Annotated in this window: 10 protein-coding genes; 4 read left to right on the plus strand and 6 right to left on the minus strand. The window is 73.6% G+C overall.

All coding sequences use genetic code 11. The features are described 5' to 3' along the window. Positions 1-203 precede the first annotated feature (203 nt). From WMF43_RS19205 to WMF43_RS19215, 3 genes are read left to right on the plus strand one after another with little or no spacing between them, the layout of a single operon-like run. Positions 204-1,028: a DUF5995 family protein gene (locus WMF43_RS19205; RefSeq protein WP_437682091.1), complete on the plus strand. Its 825-nt coding sequence runs from the start codon at positions 204-206 to the stop codon at positions 1,026-1,028. Next, positions 1,025-2,752 carry a hydroxysqualene dehydroxylase gene (locus tag WMF43_RS19210; RefSeq protein WP_437682093.1) on the plus strand — a complete coding sequence of 576 codons (1,728 nt, stop codon included), beginning with the start codon at positions 1,025-1,027 and terminating at the stop codon, positions 2,750-2,752. Before WMF43_RS19205 ends, WMF43_RS19210 begins: the two co-directional genes overlap by 4 nt. Next, on the plus strand, positions 2,749-3,102 hold the full coding sequence (locus WMF43_RS19215) for a hypothetical protein (RefSeq protein ID WP_437682095.1): 354 nt from the start codon (positions 2,749-2,751) through the stop codon (positions 3,100-3,102). The genes WMF43_RS19210 and WMF43_RS19215 overlap by 4 nt, the downstream gene beginning before the upstream one ends. Here WMF43_RS19215 and WMF43_RS19220 read toward each other — a convergent pair. From WMF43_RS19220 to WMF43_RS19230, 3 genes are all read right to left on the minus strand, one after another. Then, the gene (locus WMF43_RS19220) at positions 3,036-7,106 is read right to left on the minus strand and encodes a serine/threonine-protein kinase (protein WP_437682097.1); all 4,071 of its coding nucleotides are present in this window, start codon (positions 7,104-7,106) and stop codon (positions 3,036-3,038) included. The genes WMF43_RS19215 and WMF43_RS19220 overlap by 67 nt on opposite strands. 71 nt (positions 7,107-7,177) lie before the next feature. Then, entirely contained in the window at positions 7,178-8,617 is a 1,440-nt protein-coding gene (locus tag WMF43_RS19225; RefSeq protein ID WP_437682099.1) for a C25 family cysteine peptidase, read from the minus strand. A 236-nt stretch (positions 8,618-8,853) separates the two neighbouring features. Then, a complete protein-coding gene (locus WMF43_RS19230) occupies positions 8,854-10,398 on the minus strand; it encodes a sigma 54-interacting transcriptional regulator (protein WP_437682101.1) in 1,545 nt (514 codons plus the stop codon). 164 nt (positions 10,399-10,562) lie between these two features. On the opposite strand from WMF43_RS19230, the gene WMF43_RS19235 reads away from it, so the two are divergent. Further along, on the plus strand, positions 10,563-11,627 hold the full coding sequence (locus WMF43_RS19235; RefSeq protein WP_437682103.1) for an N-acetyltransferase family protein: 1,065 nt from the start codon (positions 10,563-10,565) through the stop codon (positions 11,625-11,627). 12 nt (positions 11,628-11,639) lie between these two features. On the opposite strand, the gene WMF43_RS19240 is transcribed toward WMF43_RS19235, so the two are convergent. From WMF43_RS19240 to WMF43_RS19250, 3 genes are all read right to left on the minus strand, one after another. Continuing rightward, complete coding sequence (locus tag WMF43_RS19240) at positions 11,640-11,957, minus strand: rhodanese-like domain-containing protein (RefSeq protein WP_437682105.1); 318 nt, start codon at positions 11,955-11,957, stop codon at positions 11,640-11,642. 188 nt (positions 11,958-12,145) lie between these two features. Next, on the minus strand, positions 12,146-14,230 hold the full coding sequence (locus WMF43_RS19245; protein ID WP_437682106.1) for a family 2A encapsulin nanocompartment cargo protein cysteine desulfurase: 2,085 nt from the start codon (positions 14,228-14,230) through the stop codon (positions 12,146-12,148). Beyond that, complete coding sequence (locus tag WMF43_RS19250) at positions 14,217-15,122, minus strand: family 2A encapsulin nanocompartment shell protein (protein WP_437682108.1); 906 nt, start codon at positions 15,120-15,122, stop codon at positions 14,217-14,219. Before WMF43_RS19250 ends, WMF43_RS19245 begins: the two co-directional genes overlap by 14 nt. Positions 15,123-15,417: the final 295 nt, after the last annotated feature.

The following is a 15,417-nucleotide window of genomic DNA, read 5'->3' on the forward strand; positions in this document are numbered from 1 at the left end:
CTCCGCGGAGCGGAGTATCAGGGGCTCGCCGCGCGCCTCGGCTGACCCTCACCGTCCAGTCCAGTAGACGGTCGGACGCCCGCGTGCCCAGATCCCTGGACGGCGCCGTCCCCCCTCGGCGAAGCCGCCCGCGCCGCCGCGGCGCGCCCCTGCGTCGCGCCACGCCCGGAACGGCCCTTGCTCAGCGTCCCGCCACGACCGCCATGATGATGTCCTTCGAATCCAACGCCTGCACCCCCCCGGAGCCGTCCACGCCTCGTCGCAGCGCCGAGACCCTCGATCACGTCATCGAGCGGCTCGACGAGATCGCCGAGCGATCGATCCAGGAGGAGACCCGCTTCGGCTACTTCGCCGCGCTCTACCGGCGCGTCACCGCCGCCGTGCGGCACGAGGTCAGGACCGGCTCCTTCCTCGACGGCCCGCGCATGGAGCGGTTCGACGTCGCCTTCGCGAACCGCTACTTCGACGCGCTGGACCGCTACCGCGCCCGCGCCGCCGACCCCCAGGTCGCGCGCTCGTGGCGCGTCGCCTTCGACGCCTGCGCGCGCCCGGAGCTCACCATCCTCCAGCACCTCTACCTCGGCCTCGACGCCCACCTGGTCCTCGACCTCGGCGTCGCGGCGGCCGAGACCTGCCCCGGCGACAAGATCCACGACCTTCGCCGCGACTTCCTGAAGATCAACGATATCGTCGCCTCGCTCATGCGCGAGGTCGACCGCGACGTGGGCCGCGCCTCGCGGTGGGTCGGCGCGTTCGACAGCGTCGCCGGCGGCGCCTGGGCCGCGGCGAACAACGTCGTGCTCCGCGGCGTGCGAGAGCTCGCGTGGTCCGCCGCGCTCAAGCTCGCGCGCCTCGACCCGGCCGAGAGGGGCCCCGTCATCGAGCGGCTCGACGCCCTCGCCGTGTACCTCGCGGAGCAGATCGCGCAGCCGAATGTCGGCGTGCGGCTGCTCGTCCGGGAGGTCCGCGAGCGCGAGGTCGATCGGCCGGCGAACATCACCCGGACGCTGCAAGGGAGGAAAGCATGAGCAAGAAGCGTGTCGCCATCCTCGGCGGCGGGATCGGCGGGCTCAGCGCGGCCCACGAGCTCGCCGGCGACTTCGAGGTGCATGTCTACGAGGCGGACCGGCACCTCGGGGGCAAGGCCCGCAGCCAGTTCAAGGCCGGGACCGGCGTCGGCCAACGGCGCGATCTCCCGGGTGAGCACGGGTTCCGGTTCTTCCCCGCCTTCTACCAGCACGTCATCGACACCATGCGGCGCACGCCCCTGCCGGGCGGCGGGAACGTCGCCGACAACCTGGTCGGGTGCGGGGAGATGGCCATCGCCGAGGCCGACCGGGGGCCCCAGGTGCTCCCGCGGCGGCGCCCGCAGGGCATCGGCGACTTCTTCCGCGTCGTCGATGCCGTCGAGTCGTTCTTCGCCGGCTCGGACGTGTGCGCCAGCGACCTCGCGCTCTTCGGCTCGAAGATGCTCGCGTTCATGTGCACCTGCGACGAGCGCAGGCTGGGCGAGCTCGAGCGGATGTCCTTCTGGGACTACGTCGAGGGGCCTCGCTACACCCCGCGCTTCCAGTCGTACATCAACTCGTCGCGGTTCATGGTCGCGATGGACGCGAAGCGCGGCAGCGCCCGCACCATCGCCTCCAAGGCGCTCCAGATCCTGCTCGACTTCCAGCGCCCCGCCGACGCGAACGACCGGGTCCTCAACGGGCCGACCACGCTGCAGTGGCTCGACCCCTGGGAGCAGCACCTCCGGGGCCTCGGCGTCGCGTTCCACTTCGAGAAGCGGCTCATCGGCCTCGATTTCGACGGCGGCCGCATCCGCGGCGCGCGCTTCGAGGGCAGCCCGGACTCGGTCGCCGCCGATTACTTCGTCCTCGCCCTGCCGCTCGAGCGGGCCGGGGCGTGCATCGACGACGCGATGATCGCCGCGGACCCGGCGCTCGGGCGGCTCCGCGACGCGACCGACATGACGGCGTGGATGTCGGGCGCCCAGTTCTACCTCCGCAGGGACGTCCCGATCTGCAACGGGCACGTCGCTTACGCGGATTCTCCCTGGGCGCTCAGCTCGATCTCGCAGGCGCAGTTCTGGGCGCCCGCGGGCGGCCCCTTCTCCGAGCGGTACGGCGACGGGCAGGTCCAGGGCGTGCTCTCCGTGGACATCTGCGTCTGGGACCAGCCCGGGCGCTTCACCGCGAAGGCCGCGGCCGAGTGCACGAGCGCCGACGAGGTGCTCGCCGAGATCTGGCGGCAGCTCCAGGCCAGCCTGAACGGCAAAGGAGAGGTGCTCCGCGACGAGGACCGCGCGGGCTGGCGCCTCGACGACAACATCGAGTTCGGGCCGGGCGGCGCCAAGAACCGCACCCCGCTGCTCGTCCACCCGCCGGGCTCCTGGTTCCGGCGGCCGCGCGCCGAGACGCAGATCCACAACCTGATGCTCGCGTCCGATTACGTGCAGACCATGACCGATCTCGCCACCATGGAGGGCGCGAACGAGGCGGCCCGGATGGCGGCCAACGCGATCTTCGCGCGCGAGGGGCTCGCCGCGAAGGCGGCCCTGTTCCCGGTCGAGGAGGCCACCGGCCCGCTCGTGAAGCTCGCCAAGGAGCTCGACGCGCAGGCGTGGCAGCGCCGCGACCGGATCCTCGAGCTGCTCACCTTCTCGCCCCCGGTCGAGCCTACCCTCGAGGAGGCGAAGGCCGAGCAGGATCAGATGGAAGAGCGGCTGCGCCGGATCGCGGCCCTGCCATGACGTTGCCTCCGCCGAGCAACGCGCGCGGGCGCGGGGGAGCCACGACCGACGAGATCACGTTCACGATCACGTGGGAAGGCGACGACGACGTCACGCTCTTCTACATGATCGACAACGGCAAGGTGAAGGCCGCGAACGCGAGCCCTTTCGGCGGCGCCAGGAAGATCGAGGTCACGTACCAGACCCGGCCGTTTCCGACCCACCGCATCGAGTGGTCGCTCTGGTTCCCGGCGCGCAAGCTCCGGAACGTCATGGCCACCGCCTCGATCAACGGCGGCGCGCGTCAGGTGCTGCGCTGCGAGCTCGAGGCGGAGCTCCGGTGGTCGTCGGACGGGGTCGCGATCTCCTGAGGTGAGCGGGGCGGGGACGCCCGCCCGGCGCGCCCCGTCCAGGCCTCGGACCACGGGACGAGCGCCGCCGCCATGCGCCCGGGATCGGCCACCCCGAGCGCCCGCATCGCCGCCGCGCTCCGCGCGCGCAGCGCCTGGCCCACGGCGTCGTCCGCGAGGCAGCCCAGCCGATAACGCGCCGCGGCCGCGTAAAGCGCCATGTCGAGCCGCTCGAACGCGCTGGCGGCCCCGAGCAGCCGGCGCGCCGCCTCGCCGCGCCGCCCCTCGGCCGCCGCGACCGCGCCCCGCACCGCCGCGGCGAGCGCGTCCGCCCACGGGAGCCCCTCGCCCTCGAGGTGCCGCGCTTCCGCCAAGGCGAGGCGCAGGAGCCGCGCGCTGGAGGCCGCGCGCTGGCGCCCGCGCGCCGCGGCGCCCGCGGCCCCGGCAGCGCCCGCGGCGTCGGCGGCGCCCGCGGCGTCGGCGGCGCCCGCGGCCCCGGCAGCGCCCGCGCCCCCGGCAGCGCCCGCGCCCCCGGCAGCGCCCGCGCCCCCGGCAGCGCCCGCGCCCCCGGCGGCGCCCGCGCCCCCGGCGGCGCCCGCGGCCTCTGCAGCGAGCGCGCAGCGCGCCCGCAGGTGGCGCAGCGTGATCCGGAAGTGCTGGACCCGGAGCAGCACCGTCGCGCGCACCGTCGGCCAGACCGCCCGGATGCGCTCCCACGCGGCCCAGCCGTCCCCCGCGTAGAGGTCGATCTGGCACCGAGCGAGCAGCGCAAAATAATGCTGCGCCTGGAAATCGGACTGCGGCCAGAGGGCCATCGCCTCGTCCACGCGCCGCCGCGCCTCCTCGGGCTGGTCGGCGCCGAGCCACGCCATGCTGGGCAGCCCGGTCGCGAGGCTCGCCGCCGCGAGGATGTCGCCGCGCTCCGCGGAGACCTGGAGCAGCCGCGGGAGCGCGGCGCGCAGCTCGCTCATCCGCCCGAGGTACGCGAGCGACGCGAGCGACAGGATGTGGCACGTCGTCAGCTCCCAGGACACGCCCCGGCAGCGCTCCCGCAGCACGTCCTCGGCGCTGCGGCAGAGCGTGAGCGCGTCGCGCCACCGCGCCTGGTAGAACGCGATGGTCCCCTTCATGAGCAGCAGGAAGGCGCTCACGAGCGGATCGCCGTCCTCCTCGACCAGCGCCTCGGCGGCCGCGAGCACCTCGCGGCTCTCCTGCTCGTTGCGCGCGCCGCCGATGCCCGCGAGCTGCGACGCCTCCGTGGCGAGGCCGCGCGCCACCCGGCCGCGCTCCCCGAGCGAGAGCGCGAGGAGCAGGTAACGCGCCTGGAACGCCGCGGTCCGGATCTGGTCGATCCACGCGAGGCCGAGCCCCGCGGACCAGCAGGCGTCCACGCGCGAGAGGTCCTGGGCGGAGATCTGGTGCTCGGGGCGCGGCGCGAAGCCGCGCCCGCGCGCGCGGAGCCGCGCCCGGAGGAGGAGGACCGAGACGAGCGCCCGGCGCGGCGACGAGGGGTAGTGCAGCCCCACGGCCGAGAGCACGTCGCGCAGCATCGCGACGCCCTGGTCGACGTGCCCGCTCCGCAGGGAGTGCTCCGCGGCGCGCCGGCGGAGGTCGACGACGGCCGGCGCGTCCGGCGTGCGGGCCGCGAGGGCGCGCGCCGCGCTCGCGAAATGGGCCGCGGCCGCGCCGCCCTGGCCGGCGTTGACGAGCGCGTCCGCGAGCTTCTCGTGCAGGCGGTGGCGCGCGGGATCGCCCGGGCGGAGCTCGAGCGCCACGCCGTACATGCGGGCCGCCCGCTCGAACGCGAGCGCCTCGGCCGCCTGCTCCGCCGCGAGGATCGCGTAGCGCCCCGCCGCGGCCGTGTCGCCGGCGCCGAGGTGGTGCGCGAGCAGCGCCTCCGGGTCCGGGCTGGGCTGCGCCTCCAGCGCCTCGGCGATCCGGCGGTGGCACGCGCGCCGCCGCTCGGGCTCGAGCTGCTCGAGGATCGCGCCCCGGATCCGCTCATGGTACGTCTCGATCGCCGTCTGGCCGTCGATCTCGGTGAGCCGGAGCAGCGACGCCTTGCCGAGCCGGTTCACCTCGGGCCGGCCGGGCTCGCCGAGGCCCGCGGCCTGCAGCGCGACCCGGCGGTCGAGCGGGCCGGCCGCCACCGCCGCGATCTCGAGGATGCGCCGCTCGCGCTCGGGGAGCTGCTCCACCCGCGCCTTCATCACGTACGACAGGCGCGCCTGCGCCGGGGATCCGGCGGCCCCGGCGTCGCCGGCCCCGGCGGCGTGCCGCGCGAGCTCGCCGATGAAGAACGGCAGCCCGCCCGCGTCCGCGAGCAGCTCGGCGATCCCCGCGTGGACCTCGCGGCCCGCGCTGGCGAGCAGCTTGGCCGCGAGCTCCCGCGCGACCGGCTCGTCCAGCGGGCCGACGACGAGCGTGCGCGCGCTCCCCGCGGGCAGCTCGCGCAGGGCGCCCTCGAGCGCGTCGAGCACGGGGCAGCGCCGCGTGTCCTCGTGCTGGTGGGACAGGAGCAAGAGGAGCGGGGGCGCGTCGTCCGGGCGGAGCAGCTCGCGCAGGAGCAGCACGCTGTCCACGTCCCCCCACTGGAGGTCGTCGATCCAGAGCACGAGCGGGCGCAGGCCGGCGAGCCTCCGGAAGAGCTCGCGCATCGCCTCGAACGCGTGCCGGCGGAGCTCCTGCGGCTCGATCGCGGGGGGCGGCCCGGCCGCGGCGGCCAGCGCCGGGACGCGCCCGAGCACGGGGAAGATCCGGAGCAGGGCGGCCGCGTGCTGCGGGGCGACGGCGGCGGCCTGGTCGTGGGGCAGCCCGAGCAGGTGCCGGCTGAGCGCGTCGACGAGCGCGTCGAGCGCCTTGTACGAGACGGACTCCTGCGGGTGGCAGCGCCCGCGCAGCACGAGCGCGCCGGCGCTCTCCTGGGCCCAGGAGGCGAAGCGGCGGACGAGCTCGGTCTTGCCGACGCCGGAGGCGCCCTCGACGCGGACCACGGCCACGCGGCCGCGCTGCACCTCGTCGAAGGCGGCGCGCAGGGCCAGGAGCTCGGCCTCGCGCCCCACGAAGGGCGGCGCCGGCATCGGGGGCGGCCGGCTCGACGGCCGGCTGGGCGCCCTGGCGGCGGCGAGGGCGTCGAGGACCTGGCGGCAGCCTGGCCGGCGCGCCGGCTCGGGGTGGAGCAGCTCGTGGACGAGCTGGCTCAGGACCTCGGGCGTGCCGGGGGCGCGCGCGCTGAGGGGGAAGACGTTCCGCTGCTCCTTGTCGCGGATCATCCGCCACGGCACGCCCGGGAACGGCGGCGCCCCCGCGAGCGCCTCGTAGAGCAGCACCCCCACGCTGTACCAGTCGGCCGCCGGGGTGAGCGGCCTGCCCCAGGTCTGCTCCGGCGACATGTAGGGCAGGGTGCCCGCGAGCTCGTTGTGATCCGTGGGCGCGGCGTCCGGCCCCCACGGCGTCACCAGCCCGAAGTCGAGCAGCACGACGCGGCCGCCGCGGGAGACCATGATGTTCGACGGCTTGATGTCGCGGTGGAGCTTGTAGGCGGCGTGGAGCGCCGCGACGCCGAGCGCGAGCTGCTCCGCCGCGTCGACGAGGCGCGCGAGCGGGCGCGCGTCGAGCCCGTCCGAGGGCGGGGCGCCGGCCGGCCCGCCGCGCACGTGGGTCGCGAAGTCGACGCCGTCGACCAGCTCCATCGTGAAGAAGCAGTCCTCGTCGCCGACGACGAGCTCGTGGAGCTCGACGAGGTTCTCGTGGAGGATGCCCGCGAGCGAGCGGAACTCCTCTTTCAGGAAGTAGAGCTGGTTCGCGTCGAGGCAGAGCAGCGTCTTCAGGGCGACCTCGCGCTCCATCTCCGCGTCGTAGACGCTGTAGACGGCGCCCATCGCGCCCTGCCCGAGGTGGCGGCGCGGCTGGAAGCGCGGTGTCCCTGCGAAGGGACCCGCGGCGAGGCCGGGCGGGTCGTGCGCCCCGTGAGGCACGGTCTCTCGCGGGGGCTCCCCCCGAGGAACCGTGGTGGCGAGCCTCATGGGGAGCACAGCATACGGGGAGAGCGCGCCGGCCGACAACAAGGTCGAGGCGCGGCCGCGTCCCCGCGGCCTCAGGCGAGGACCTCGGGCCGCAGGCGCGCCGCGGGATCGCCGAGGAGCACGCAGCTCTGCGCGTCGATCCGCTCGATCCAGGCGGCCGCGAGCTCGCGATCGGTCATCGGGCGGCGGACGCCGTCGGGGCTGTCCAGGCCGGTGAGCAGGTTGGCGCAGAGGGTCGCGTACCGCTGGCTGAAGTCGGTGGTCGCGAGCCCGACGGGGAGGCCGAGCATGATGAGGTTGAGGCTCGCGCGGAACGGCTGCACGCGGGCGGCGACGCCCGGCGGCCGGATCGAGAAGCTCCAGGCGCGGTCGACGTGGCCGATGACCGCGAGCGCGCCGCCGTTCGGGTGCGCGAGCAGGCGGCGGGGCAGGGCGGAGAGGAAGGGTCTGTCGGCGATGGTCGCGGGCGGGTCGGCGCGGTGCCTGCGGAAGTTGTCGACGGCCGGCGTGCCGGCGCTGAAGCACGCGAACGAGAACACCACGAGGCCGTGCACCCGCGCGCCGCCGCCGAGATCGGCGCCCGCGACGCGGTCCTCGGGCCCGACCGGGGTGGAGCGCTCCCATTCCTGGCCGAGCAGCGCTCCTTGCTCGGGGGCGTGCCGCGCGTGGTGCTTCGGCCAGCTCAGCCCGTGCGACGCCGTGAAGAGCACCGCGGGCGGCAGGCGCTGGCGGTCGCGGTGGAGGGCCTCGACGAGGTGCTGCCTGGTCCCGTCGGCCGCGATGTGCCGGGTCGTCCGGAACCGCCGCGCCTCCGCCACGGGCCGCGCGCCGCCGTCGCCGTTCGCGAGGGGCGTGAGCAGGCAGTCGGCGCTGAGCTCCGTCGCGCTGTCGCCCTCGTGGCGCGGCCCCCAGTAAACGACCTCCCGCTCGGCGAGCCTCGCCTGGGCGCGCTCGTAATCGACCACGGCGCGCGCATAGGCCTCGTACTCCGCCGCGGTGTCGAAGGCGACGCGCCCTACCGCGTACTCGATGTCGAGCAGGTACTGGAACTCGAACGGGATGGCGGCGGGCGAGCCCACGAGCAGGAGGTAGAAGGGGACCCGGGCCCCGTCGCGGGCGCCGGGGGCGACCCCGTGCCGGGCGAGCCACGTCGTGAACGTGTCGCTGGCGGCGTCGAACTCGAAGGTCTTGAAGAGCCGCCCCGCCTGCGTCTCTCGCTGCGCGAGCAGGGGCCGGAGCGCCGCGCGCACCGGCGCGGGCACGTCGCGCGCGAAGACGACCCCCCAGCCCATCTCGGAGAGGTCGCTCATCTCGGGCATGACGTTGAAGTCGATCCGGCGTGTGGGCTCGGGCGGCGGCGTCTCCGGGATCTTGAGGTGGCGGCGGGCCTGGTCGGCGAGGAGGGAGATGGGGACAGGATCCAGCGCGTAAGTCCCGGTCGCGCCGTCGATGCCGTTACAGGCAACGAGATCGTTCATCCAGACGTCGGTCATCGCCGGGCCCGAACTCACGTTTCATGCCACCCGGGGGGCGCCTCTTGGGGGAGGCGCCTGGCTGGTGCCCGCTGGCCGGCCGTAGGCGAGGCGGGCGGCGCCTGAATGTCCACTGCGGTGGACGGTCGGGCGCGCGGCGTATTGTACCGCGAGGACGCGGGGGCGAAGACCGCTTGTCGCCGGAGCACGTCGCCGCGACGGCGGGCCCGGCCCCGCGGCCGCGAGGCGGCGTCAGGAGCGCCGGGGCTGCGGCGTCATTTCTGCCGCTCGATCCCGAACGCGCGGATCAGGTTGTAGACGTGGGCGCGGGCGATATCGAGCAGGTTCGCCGTCTCGGTCACGTTCCAGCCGGTCTCCTCGAGCGTGTCGAGCAGGAGCTGCTTCTGGTACCGCCGCGTGGCTTGCTGGAAGGTGAGGCGCTCCACGACCGGGCTCTGGATCTCGCCCGCCGCCTCCGGGAAGAGGTGGCGCCGCTCGATCTGGACGAGCCCGTCGCCGGCGGCGCGCAGGGCCGCGGCCTGGATGGCGTGCTCGAGCTCGCGGACGTTGCCGGGCCACTCGGCCGCCTCGGCGGCGCGCCGGGCGCCGGGCGACAGGCGGAGCTGGGGCAGGTCGTACGCCTTGCAGGCGCACGCGCAGAAGTAGGCGGCGAGCGCCGAGACGTCCTCGCGCCGCTCGGCGAGCGAGGGCACGCGGATCGGGATGACCTGCAGCCGATAACGGAGATCTTCCCGGAACTTACGGCTCGTGACCGCGGCCTTCAGGTCGACGTTCGTCGCGGCGATGACGCGGACGTCCGCCTTGACGACGCGGCTGCCGCCGAGCGGAAAGTACTCTTTCGACTGGAGCAGCTGGAGGAGCTTCGCCTGCGCCGCGAGCGGCAGCTCGCCGATCTCGTCGAGGAAGAGGGTGCCGCGCTCCGCGGCCGCGACCTTGCCCTCGACCTTCCGCGCCGCGGTGGAGTGCGCGCCGGGGAGGGCGCCGAACAGCTCGCTCTCGAGGAGGGCCTCGGGCAGCGCGGCGCAGTTGAGCTCGACGAACGGCCCGGCGCTGCGCGGCCCGTTGTCGTGGATGACGCGCGCGAGCTGGGTCTTGCCCGTGCCGGAGGCGCCGGTCAGGAGCACGGCGACGTCGCGCGGCGCGACCACGGCGACCTCCTGGAGCAGCCGGGCCATGGCCGCGCTGCGCCCGATGAGCCCGTCGACGTGCAGCTTGCTCCGGAACGGGAGCGTCGGGTCGGACTCCTCGCGGCGGCGGCGCCGGATGAGGAGCCGGTCGGCGAGGGCGGCGATGTGCCGGGCGAACGTCTCGGCGCGCTGCACGTCCTCGTCGGTGAACGAGCCGGGCTGGAGCCGCTCCTGGAGGTACAGGACGCCGAGCGGTGGATCGACCCCGATGGGGGCGCAGAGGATCGCCTCGATGCGGTTCTTCCGCACGCTCGCGCGGTTCCGGAACCGCGGGTCCTCGAGCGCCGAGGCGGTGGCGATCGTGGTGCGGGTGGCGATCGCCTCGGCGATCACCCCTTGCGAGAGGGTGGCGCGGATGTCGGCGACGTCGCCGTCGGAGCAGCCGCGCGCGATCCAGAAGCGCGGGGCGTCGTGGTCGCCCCCGTCGTCCTGGAGCTCGAGGTAGCCGCGCCGGGCGCCGGCCAGCTCGACGAAGAGGCCGAGGGCCTCGTGCAGAAAGGGCTCGAGCTCGTCCTGCGCGCCGAGGTCGAGGAGCCTGCGGTACAGGTCACGCTCGCGGAGGACGTGCGTCAGGTCCGGCAGAGGGGCGTCCTCGGGCGTGATCCGATCCACGTACACCAGCCTAGCAGGGTAGGTCGAGATCCGGCCGCGCTCTCCGCTGCCCGCCGCTGCGCCTACCTTGGGCGACACGCCGCCTGGATACTCCGTGAAGCTGCTTGTTCACCTCGGCTGCGCTCTGGGCGTCGCTCCTCCGGTCGTGCAGGATACCTGCCGTCATGATCGGACCGGAGAGCGCCGCAGACCAGACCATCGAGATCCGCGCGGCCCTTCCTGAAGATGCAACTTGGGACGCGGTGGCGCGCCTGAACGCCGCTGTCCCGAGAGGCGAGCGGCACGACTTCGAGCCGCGCACGCCCGCCGCGCTGCGGGAGCTCGACGCGGTGCTCTCGCGCGACGGCCGCGTCCTCCGCCGCTACGTCGCCGAGGTCGTCGATACGGGCGCGATCGTGGCCTATGCGCACGGCTTCCACATGCCGTGGGATCATCACCCGGCGCGATTCTGGTGCTCGGTGCGGTGCGACCCGGCCTATCGCCGCCGCGGCATCGGCCGCCGGCTCTTCACTGCCCTGGAGCGTGATCTCGATCGCCTGGGCGCCGCCGAGCTCCGCGCGATGGTGCCCGAGGCTCGGCCGGACATGGGCGCGCTCATGACGAATCTCGGATTCCACGAGCTCTTCCGGAGCTGGGACTTCGAGCTCGACCTCGCGCAGCCCGGCCCGGGGCCTCTCCCGGCCGTCCCCCCGCCCGGCGTCGCCGTCGTCACGCTCCCCGAGGAGCGAGCGCGCCAGCCTGCCTGCCTCGCGGATCTACGCGCCCTGTACCTCGCCGTGAGCCGCGAGGTGCCGCTGCCGAACCACGCCGATCCGGAGCTGCCGGCCGAGGCGTTCGCGGCTTACCTGGAGCGGTGGCCCACGTCGCTGCCCGAGGCGTGTTTCATCGCGAGGGAAGGGGACACCTACCTCGGCCTGTGCATCCTGCACCGGAGCGCCGAGGACCCTGCGTGCCTCGATCACCTCTTCACGGGCGTGGCGCCCAAAGGCCGCGGGCGCGGCGTGGCGACGGCGCTCAAGCTGTCGACGATCACCTTCGCGCGGCGCCACGGCTACGCGCGGATCTCGACCGCGGTGGAATCGAACAACCCAGGGATGCTCGCGCTGAACGAGCGGCTCGGGTTCGTGCGGCGCGGGGGCCTCATCGTGCTTGCGAGGCAGGGCAAGCCCGCTCTCCGCAACCCGCCATCCGCCGGCCCGGCGCACGCCGGCCCGAGCACGCCGGGGTGAACGTGCGCGAGCTCAGCTGTGCTCGAGCGGAAGCCCCGCCTTCACCCAGCCGCTCGTGCCACCATCCAGGTTGTAGAGCTGGTTGAACCCGAGCCGCTCCGCGAGCTTCGCCGCCGTCAGGCTGCGGACGCCCTTCGCGCAGACGAAGACCACCCGATCGCGCGGCAGCGCACGCTGCGGATCCGCCCTCAGCTGATCGAGGGGCACCAGCCGAGCCTTCGGCAAGTGGCCCACGGACGACCACTCGCGCGGCTCCCGCACATCCACAACGTCCACCTCGCCGCTCTTGATCAGAGCGTCCGCCTCCTTGGGAGATATCGTCTGGATCATGCGTCCACTATAACGGACGCGGCCGTCGTCGGCAACCCGGGGGACACACGTCCGCCACCGCCTCGAAACCCTTCAAATCCCTGGATTTCGGCCTGTCTTGCGCGTTCCGGCACCTGGGCCACACGGAAGCCGCAGGGCGGTCAGGGCCGCGACCTCCGCCACAGCGGACGGCGTACGTCGCAGTCGGATCAGCGCAGGCGCCCGATCTGGATCCGATGCAGCGCGTCAACCAGCGCGTCGATGTCCTCGCAGGTGTTGTAGGGGGCGAGCGACGCGCGCACGGTGCTCTCGACGCCGAACCTGCGCAGGATGGGCTGCGCGCAGTGATGGCCCGAGCGCACCGCGATGCCCTCCCGATCGAGCGCCCCGCCTATCTCCTCGGTGCGCTGCCCGTGCAGCACGAAGGAGAGCACGCCCGCCTTGTCGGGTGCGGTGCCGATGAGCCGCAGTCCCGGGACGGTCATGAGGGCGTGGGTGGCGTAGTGGAGCAGCTCGTGCTCGTAACGGCTGATGTTCTCGATCCCGATCCGCGTCACGTACTCGAGGGCAGCGCCGAGGCCGACGGCATCCGCGATGTTGCCGGTGCCGGCCTCGAAGCGGGCCGGCGGCGGCTGGTAGGCCGTCCGCTCGAACGTCACGTCCGCGATCATGTTGCCGCCGCCTTGCCAGGGCCCCATCGCGTCGAGCACGTCGCTCTTGCCGTAGACGACGCCGATGCCCGTCGGACCGAACACCTTGTGTCCGGAGAACACGTAGAAGTCGCAGTCGAGGAGCTGCACGTCCGCGCGCATGTGCGACACCGCCTGCGCGCCGTCCACGATCACGCGCGCGCCGTGGCGGTGCGCCATCTGCACCATCTCGCGGGCGGGCGTGATGGTGCCGAGCGCGTTCGAGACCTGCGTGATCGAGACGACGCGCGTCCGCGGGCCGAGCAGCTTCTCGTACTCCTCGAGGATCACCTGCCCTCGATCGTCCACGGGAGCGACGCGGAGCCTGGCGCCCTTCTCGGAGCAAAGCTGCTGCCACGGGACGATGTTGGCGTGGTGCTCGAGCCACGTGATGACGATCTCGTCGCCCGGGCCCACGTGCCTGGAGCCCCAGCTCTGGGCGATCAGGTTGATCCCCTCCGTGGTGCCGCGCACGAACACGATGTCGCGCGCGGACGGTGCGTTGATGAAGCGGCGCGTCGTCTCGCGCGCCGCCTCGTAGGCGTCCGTCGCGCGGGCCGCGAGCGCGTGCGCCGCGCGGTGGATGTTGGAGTTCTCGTGCTCGTAGAAGTGCGAGAGGCGATCGATGACGACCTGGGGCTTCTGGGTCGTCGCCGCGTTGTCGAGCCAGACGAGCCGCCGGTTGTGGACCCGCTCCTCGAGGATGGGAAAGTCGCGGCGGATCGCGTGGGCGTCGAAGAGGCCCGCGGAAGCGCGCAGGCCGCGGGCCAGCGCCGGATCCACCGCGCGGAGCTCGTGGGCTTCGATCCGGCGAGCGCCGACGGGCGATTCGATGCCCACCGTCGGCGCGCTGGGCATGAAGTAGGGCCGCGTGTCACGCGCCGCGAGATCGCCCAGCACCGGAACGCGGAGCACCTCCTCGACGGCGCCGGGGCCCAGCGGCTCGGAGCCCAGGAGCGGGACGCGCGCGTACTCCCCGTGCACTGCTGCGCCCGGAAGCATCGCCGCGCCGGGATGACCGGGGAGCGCGCCGGGATAGCCGGGCGCTGAGCCTGGATACGCGGGGACCGCGCCGGGATAGCCGGGCGCTGAGCCTGGATACGCGGGGACCGCGCCGGGATAGCCGGGCGCTGAGCCTGGATACGCGGGGACCGCGCCGGGATACGCGGGGAGCGCGCCGGGATGACCAGAGAGCGCGCCGGGATGACCAGAGAGCGCGCCGGGATAGCCGGGCGCTGAGCCTGGATACGCGGGGGCGGCCGCCATGGAAGGCGCCGCTGCGGCCAGCGGCGCGGAGCCCGGGATCTGCCCGGGAAGCGCAGGTGACAGCGACGGCGCAGCGCCGGGGAGCGGCGGAGCGGGCACTGCCGATCCGCCCTGCCTCATCGGCGCGCCGAGCATCTCATTCGCGAGCTGCGCGATCACCGCGGCCATCGCGGCGGCGTCGACGCCGAGGACGCCGGGGACGCCGGGCCCAGGCGCGTGACCGGCGCCCGGCCCGGAGAGCGGCACGGCAGAGGGCGAGATCCCAGAGCTCCCCGCGGCCCGGGGCACCTGCGGAGGAGCACCCTGGAAATCCGCCCTGTGGAGCTCACTTGTACTCATAGTAGCTGTCCACCTCGACGCCCTCGAGCACGCCGAGCGCATCCTCGGTCAGAGCGGCTGCCGAGCAGTAAAGGGACGCGAGGTACGAAGAGGCCCCGGCCTGGTTGATGCCCATGAAGCGAACCGAGAGGCTGGGGCTCACCTCGCCCGGGATCCCCGGCTGGAACAGGCCGACGACGCCGCGCTTCTTCTCGCCGACGCGGAGCAGCAGGATGTCGGTCTTGTTGCCCGCGAGGTGCAGCTTGTCGGTGGGGATGATCGGGAGGCCGCGCCACGTGAGGAACGGCGAGCCGAACAAGGTCACCGTGGGCGGCGGAACCCCGCGCCGCGTGCACTCGCGACCGAAGGCCGCGACGGCCCGCGGGTGGGCCAGGAAGAAGGCCGGCTCCTTCCACACCCGCGCGATCAGCTCGTCGAGATCGTCGGGCGTGGGGCCCGCGCCGCGCGGCTTGACCCTCATGCTGGGGTGCACGTTGTTGAGCAGGCCGTAGCTGCCGTTGTTGATGAGCTCGTCCTCCTGCTTCTCCTTGAGCTTCTCGATGAGGACCGAGAGCTGCTCCTTCACCTGATCCATGGGGCTGCGGAACAGGTCGGAGATCCGGCTGTGCACGTGGATCGTCGTGGTCACCGTGTTGAGCACGTACTCGCGCGGATTCTCGTCATAATCGATGCGCGCGACGGGCAGCTGGGCGTCGTCATCCGGGCTGCACTCGACGGCAAAATCGTTCTCGACGACCCGATTGAGCCGGTACACGCCCGCCTCGAGCGGTAGCCAGGGCAGCAGCTGAACGAGCCAGCGGGGGGTGACTCCGACCCACTGCGGCGGGGACTTGGTCGTGTTCGATAGCTGGCGCGCAGCGCGCTCGCTCAGCGAGTGGGCTCCATCGTTCATGGCAGACTCTTCCTAGCGCTCTGACGCGTCCGACGCGTGGGGAGACGTCTCGGTCAAAGCAGTCCCTTAGTACTATTTCTCCCGATGGTAGCAACAGGGCGTTCCTTAGGCTGTCCGCTTTCCTCCTTTAAAGTAGAGGCTTCTACGTTATGGTGGAGCGCAGCCGCTTGAGCAGAATTGATGTCCACTCTGGCGGACGTCAGGCCCTGCCGACGCCGCGCGGCGCGGAAGTCGAAGGGCGGGGCCAGGCGGCGGAGCGCCGGCCCGGGCCGCGAAACACTGCTGACATCGACCG

This window comes from Sorangium sp. So ce131, from assembly GCF_051519095.1.
In the GTDB taxonomy this organism is placed as follows: domain Bacteria; phylum Myxococcota_A; class Polyangia; order Polyangiales; family Polyangiaceae; genus Sorangium.

Excerpts from the sequence above, each read along its gene's own strand:
- WMF43_RS19215 (WP_437682095.1), top strand. The coding sequence starts at position 2,749 with ATGACGTTGCCTCCGCCGAGCAACGCGCGCGGGCGCGGGGGAGCCACG.
- WMF43_RS19240 (WP_437682105.1), bottom strand. The coding sequence starts at position 11,957 with ATGATCCAGACGATATCTCCCAAGGAGGCGGACGCTCTGATCAAGAGC.
- WMF43_RS19210 (WP_437682093.1), top strand. The coding sequence starts at position 1,025 with ATGAGCAAGAAGCGTGTCGCCATCCTCGGCGGCGGGATCGGCGGGCTC.
- WMF43_RS19235 (WP_437682103.1), top strand. The coding sequence starts at position 10,563 with ATGATCGGACCGGAGAGCGCCGCAGACCAGACCATCGAGATCCGCGCG.
- WMF43_RS19220 (WP_437682097.1), bottom strand. The coding sequence starts at position 7,106 with ATGAGGCTCGCCACCACGGTTCCTCGGGGGGAGCCCCCGCGAGAGACC.
- WMF43_RS19205 (WP_437682091.1), top strand. The coding sequence starts at position 204 with ATGATGATGTCCTTCGAATCCAACGCCTGCACCCCCCCGGAGCCGTCC.
- WMF43_RS19245 (WP_437682106.1), bottom strand. The coding sequence starts at position 14,230 with ATGAGTACAAGTGAGCTCCACAGGGCGGATTTCCAGGGTGCTCCTCCG.
- WMF43_RS19250 (WP_437682108.1), bottom strand. The coding sequence starts at position 15,122 with ATGAACGATGGAGCCCACTCGCTGAGCGAGCGCGCTGCGCGCCAGCTA.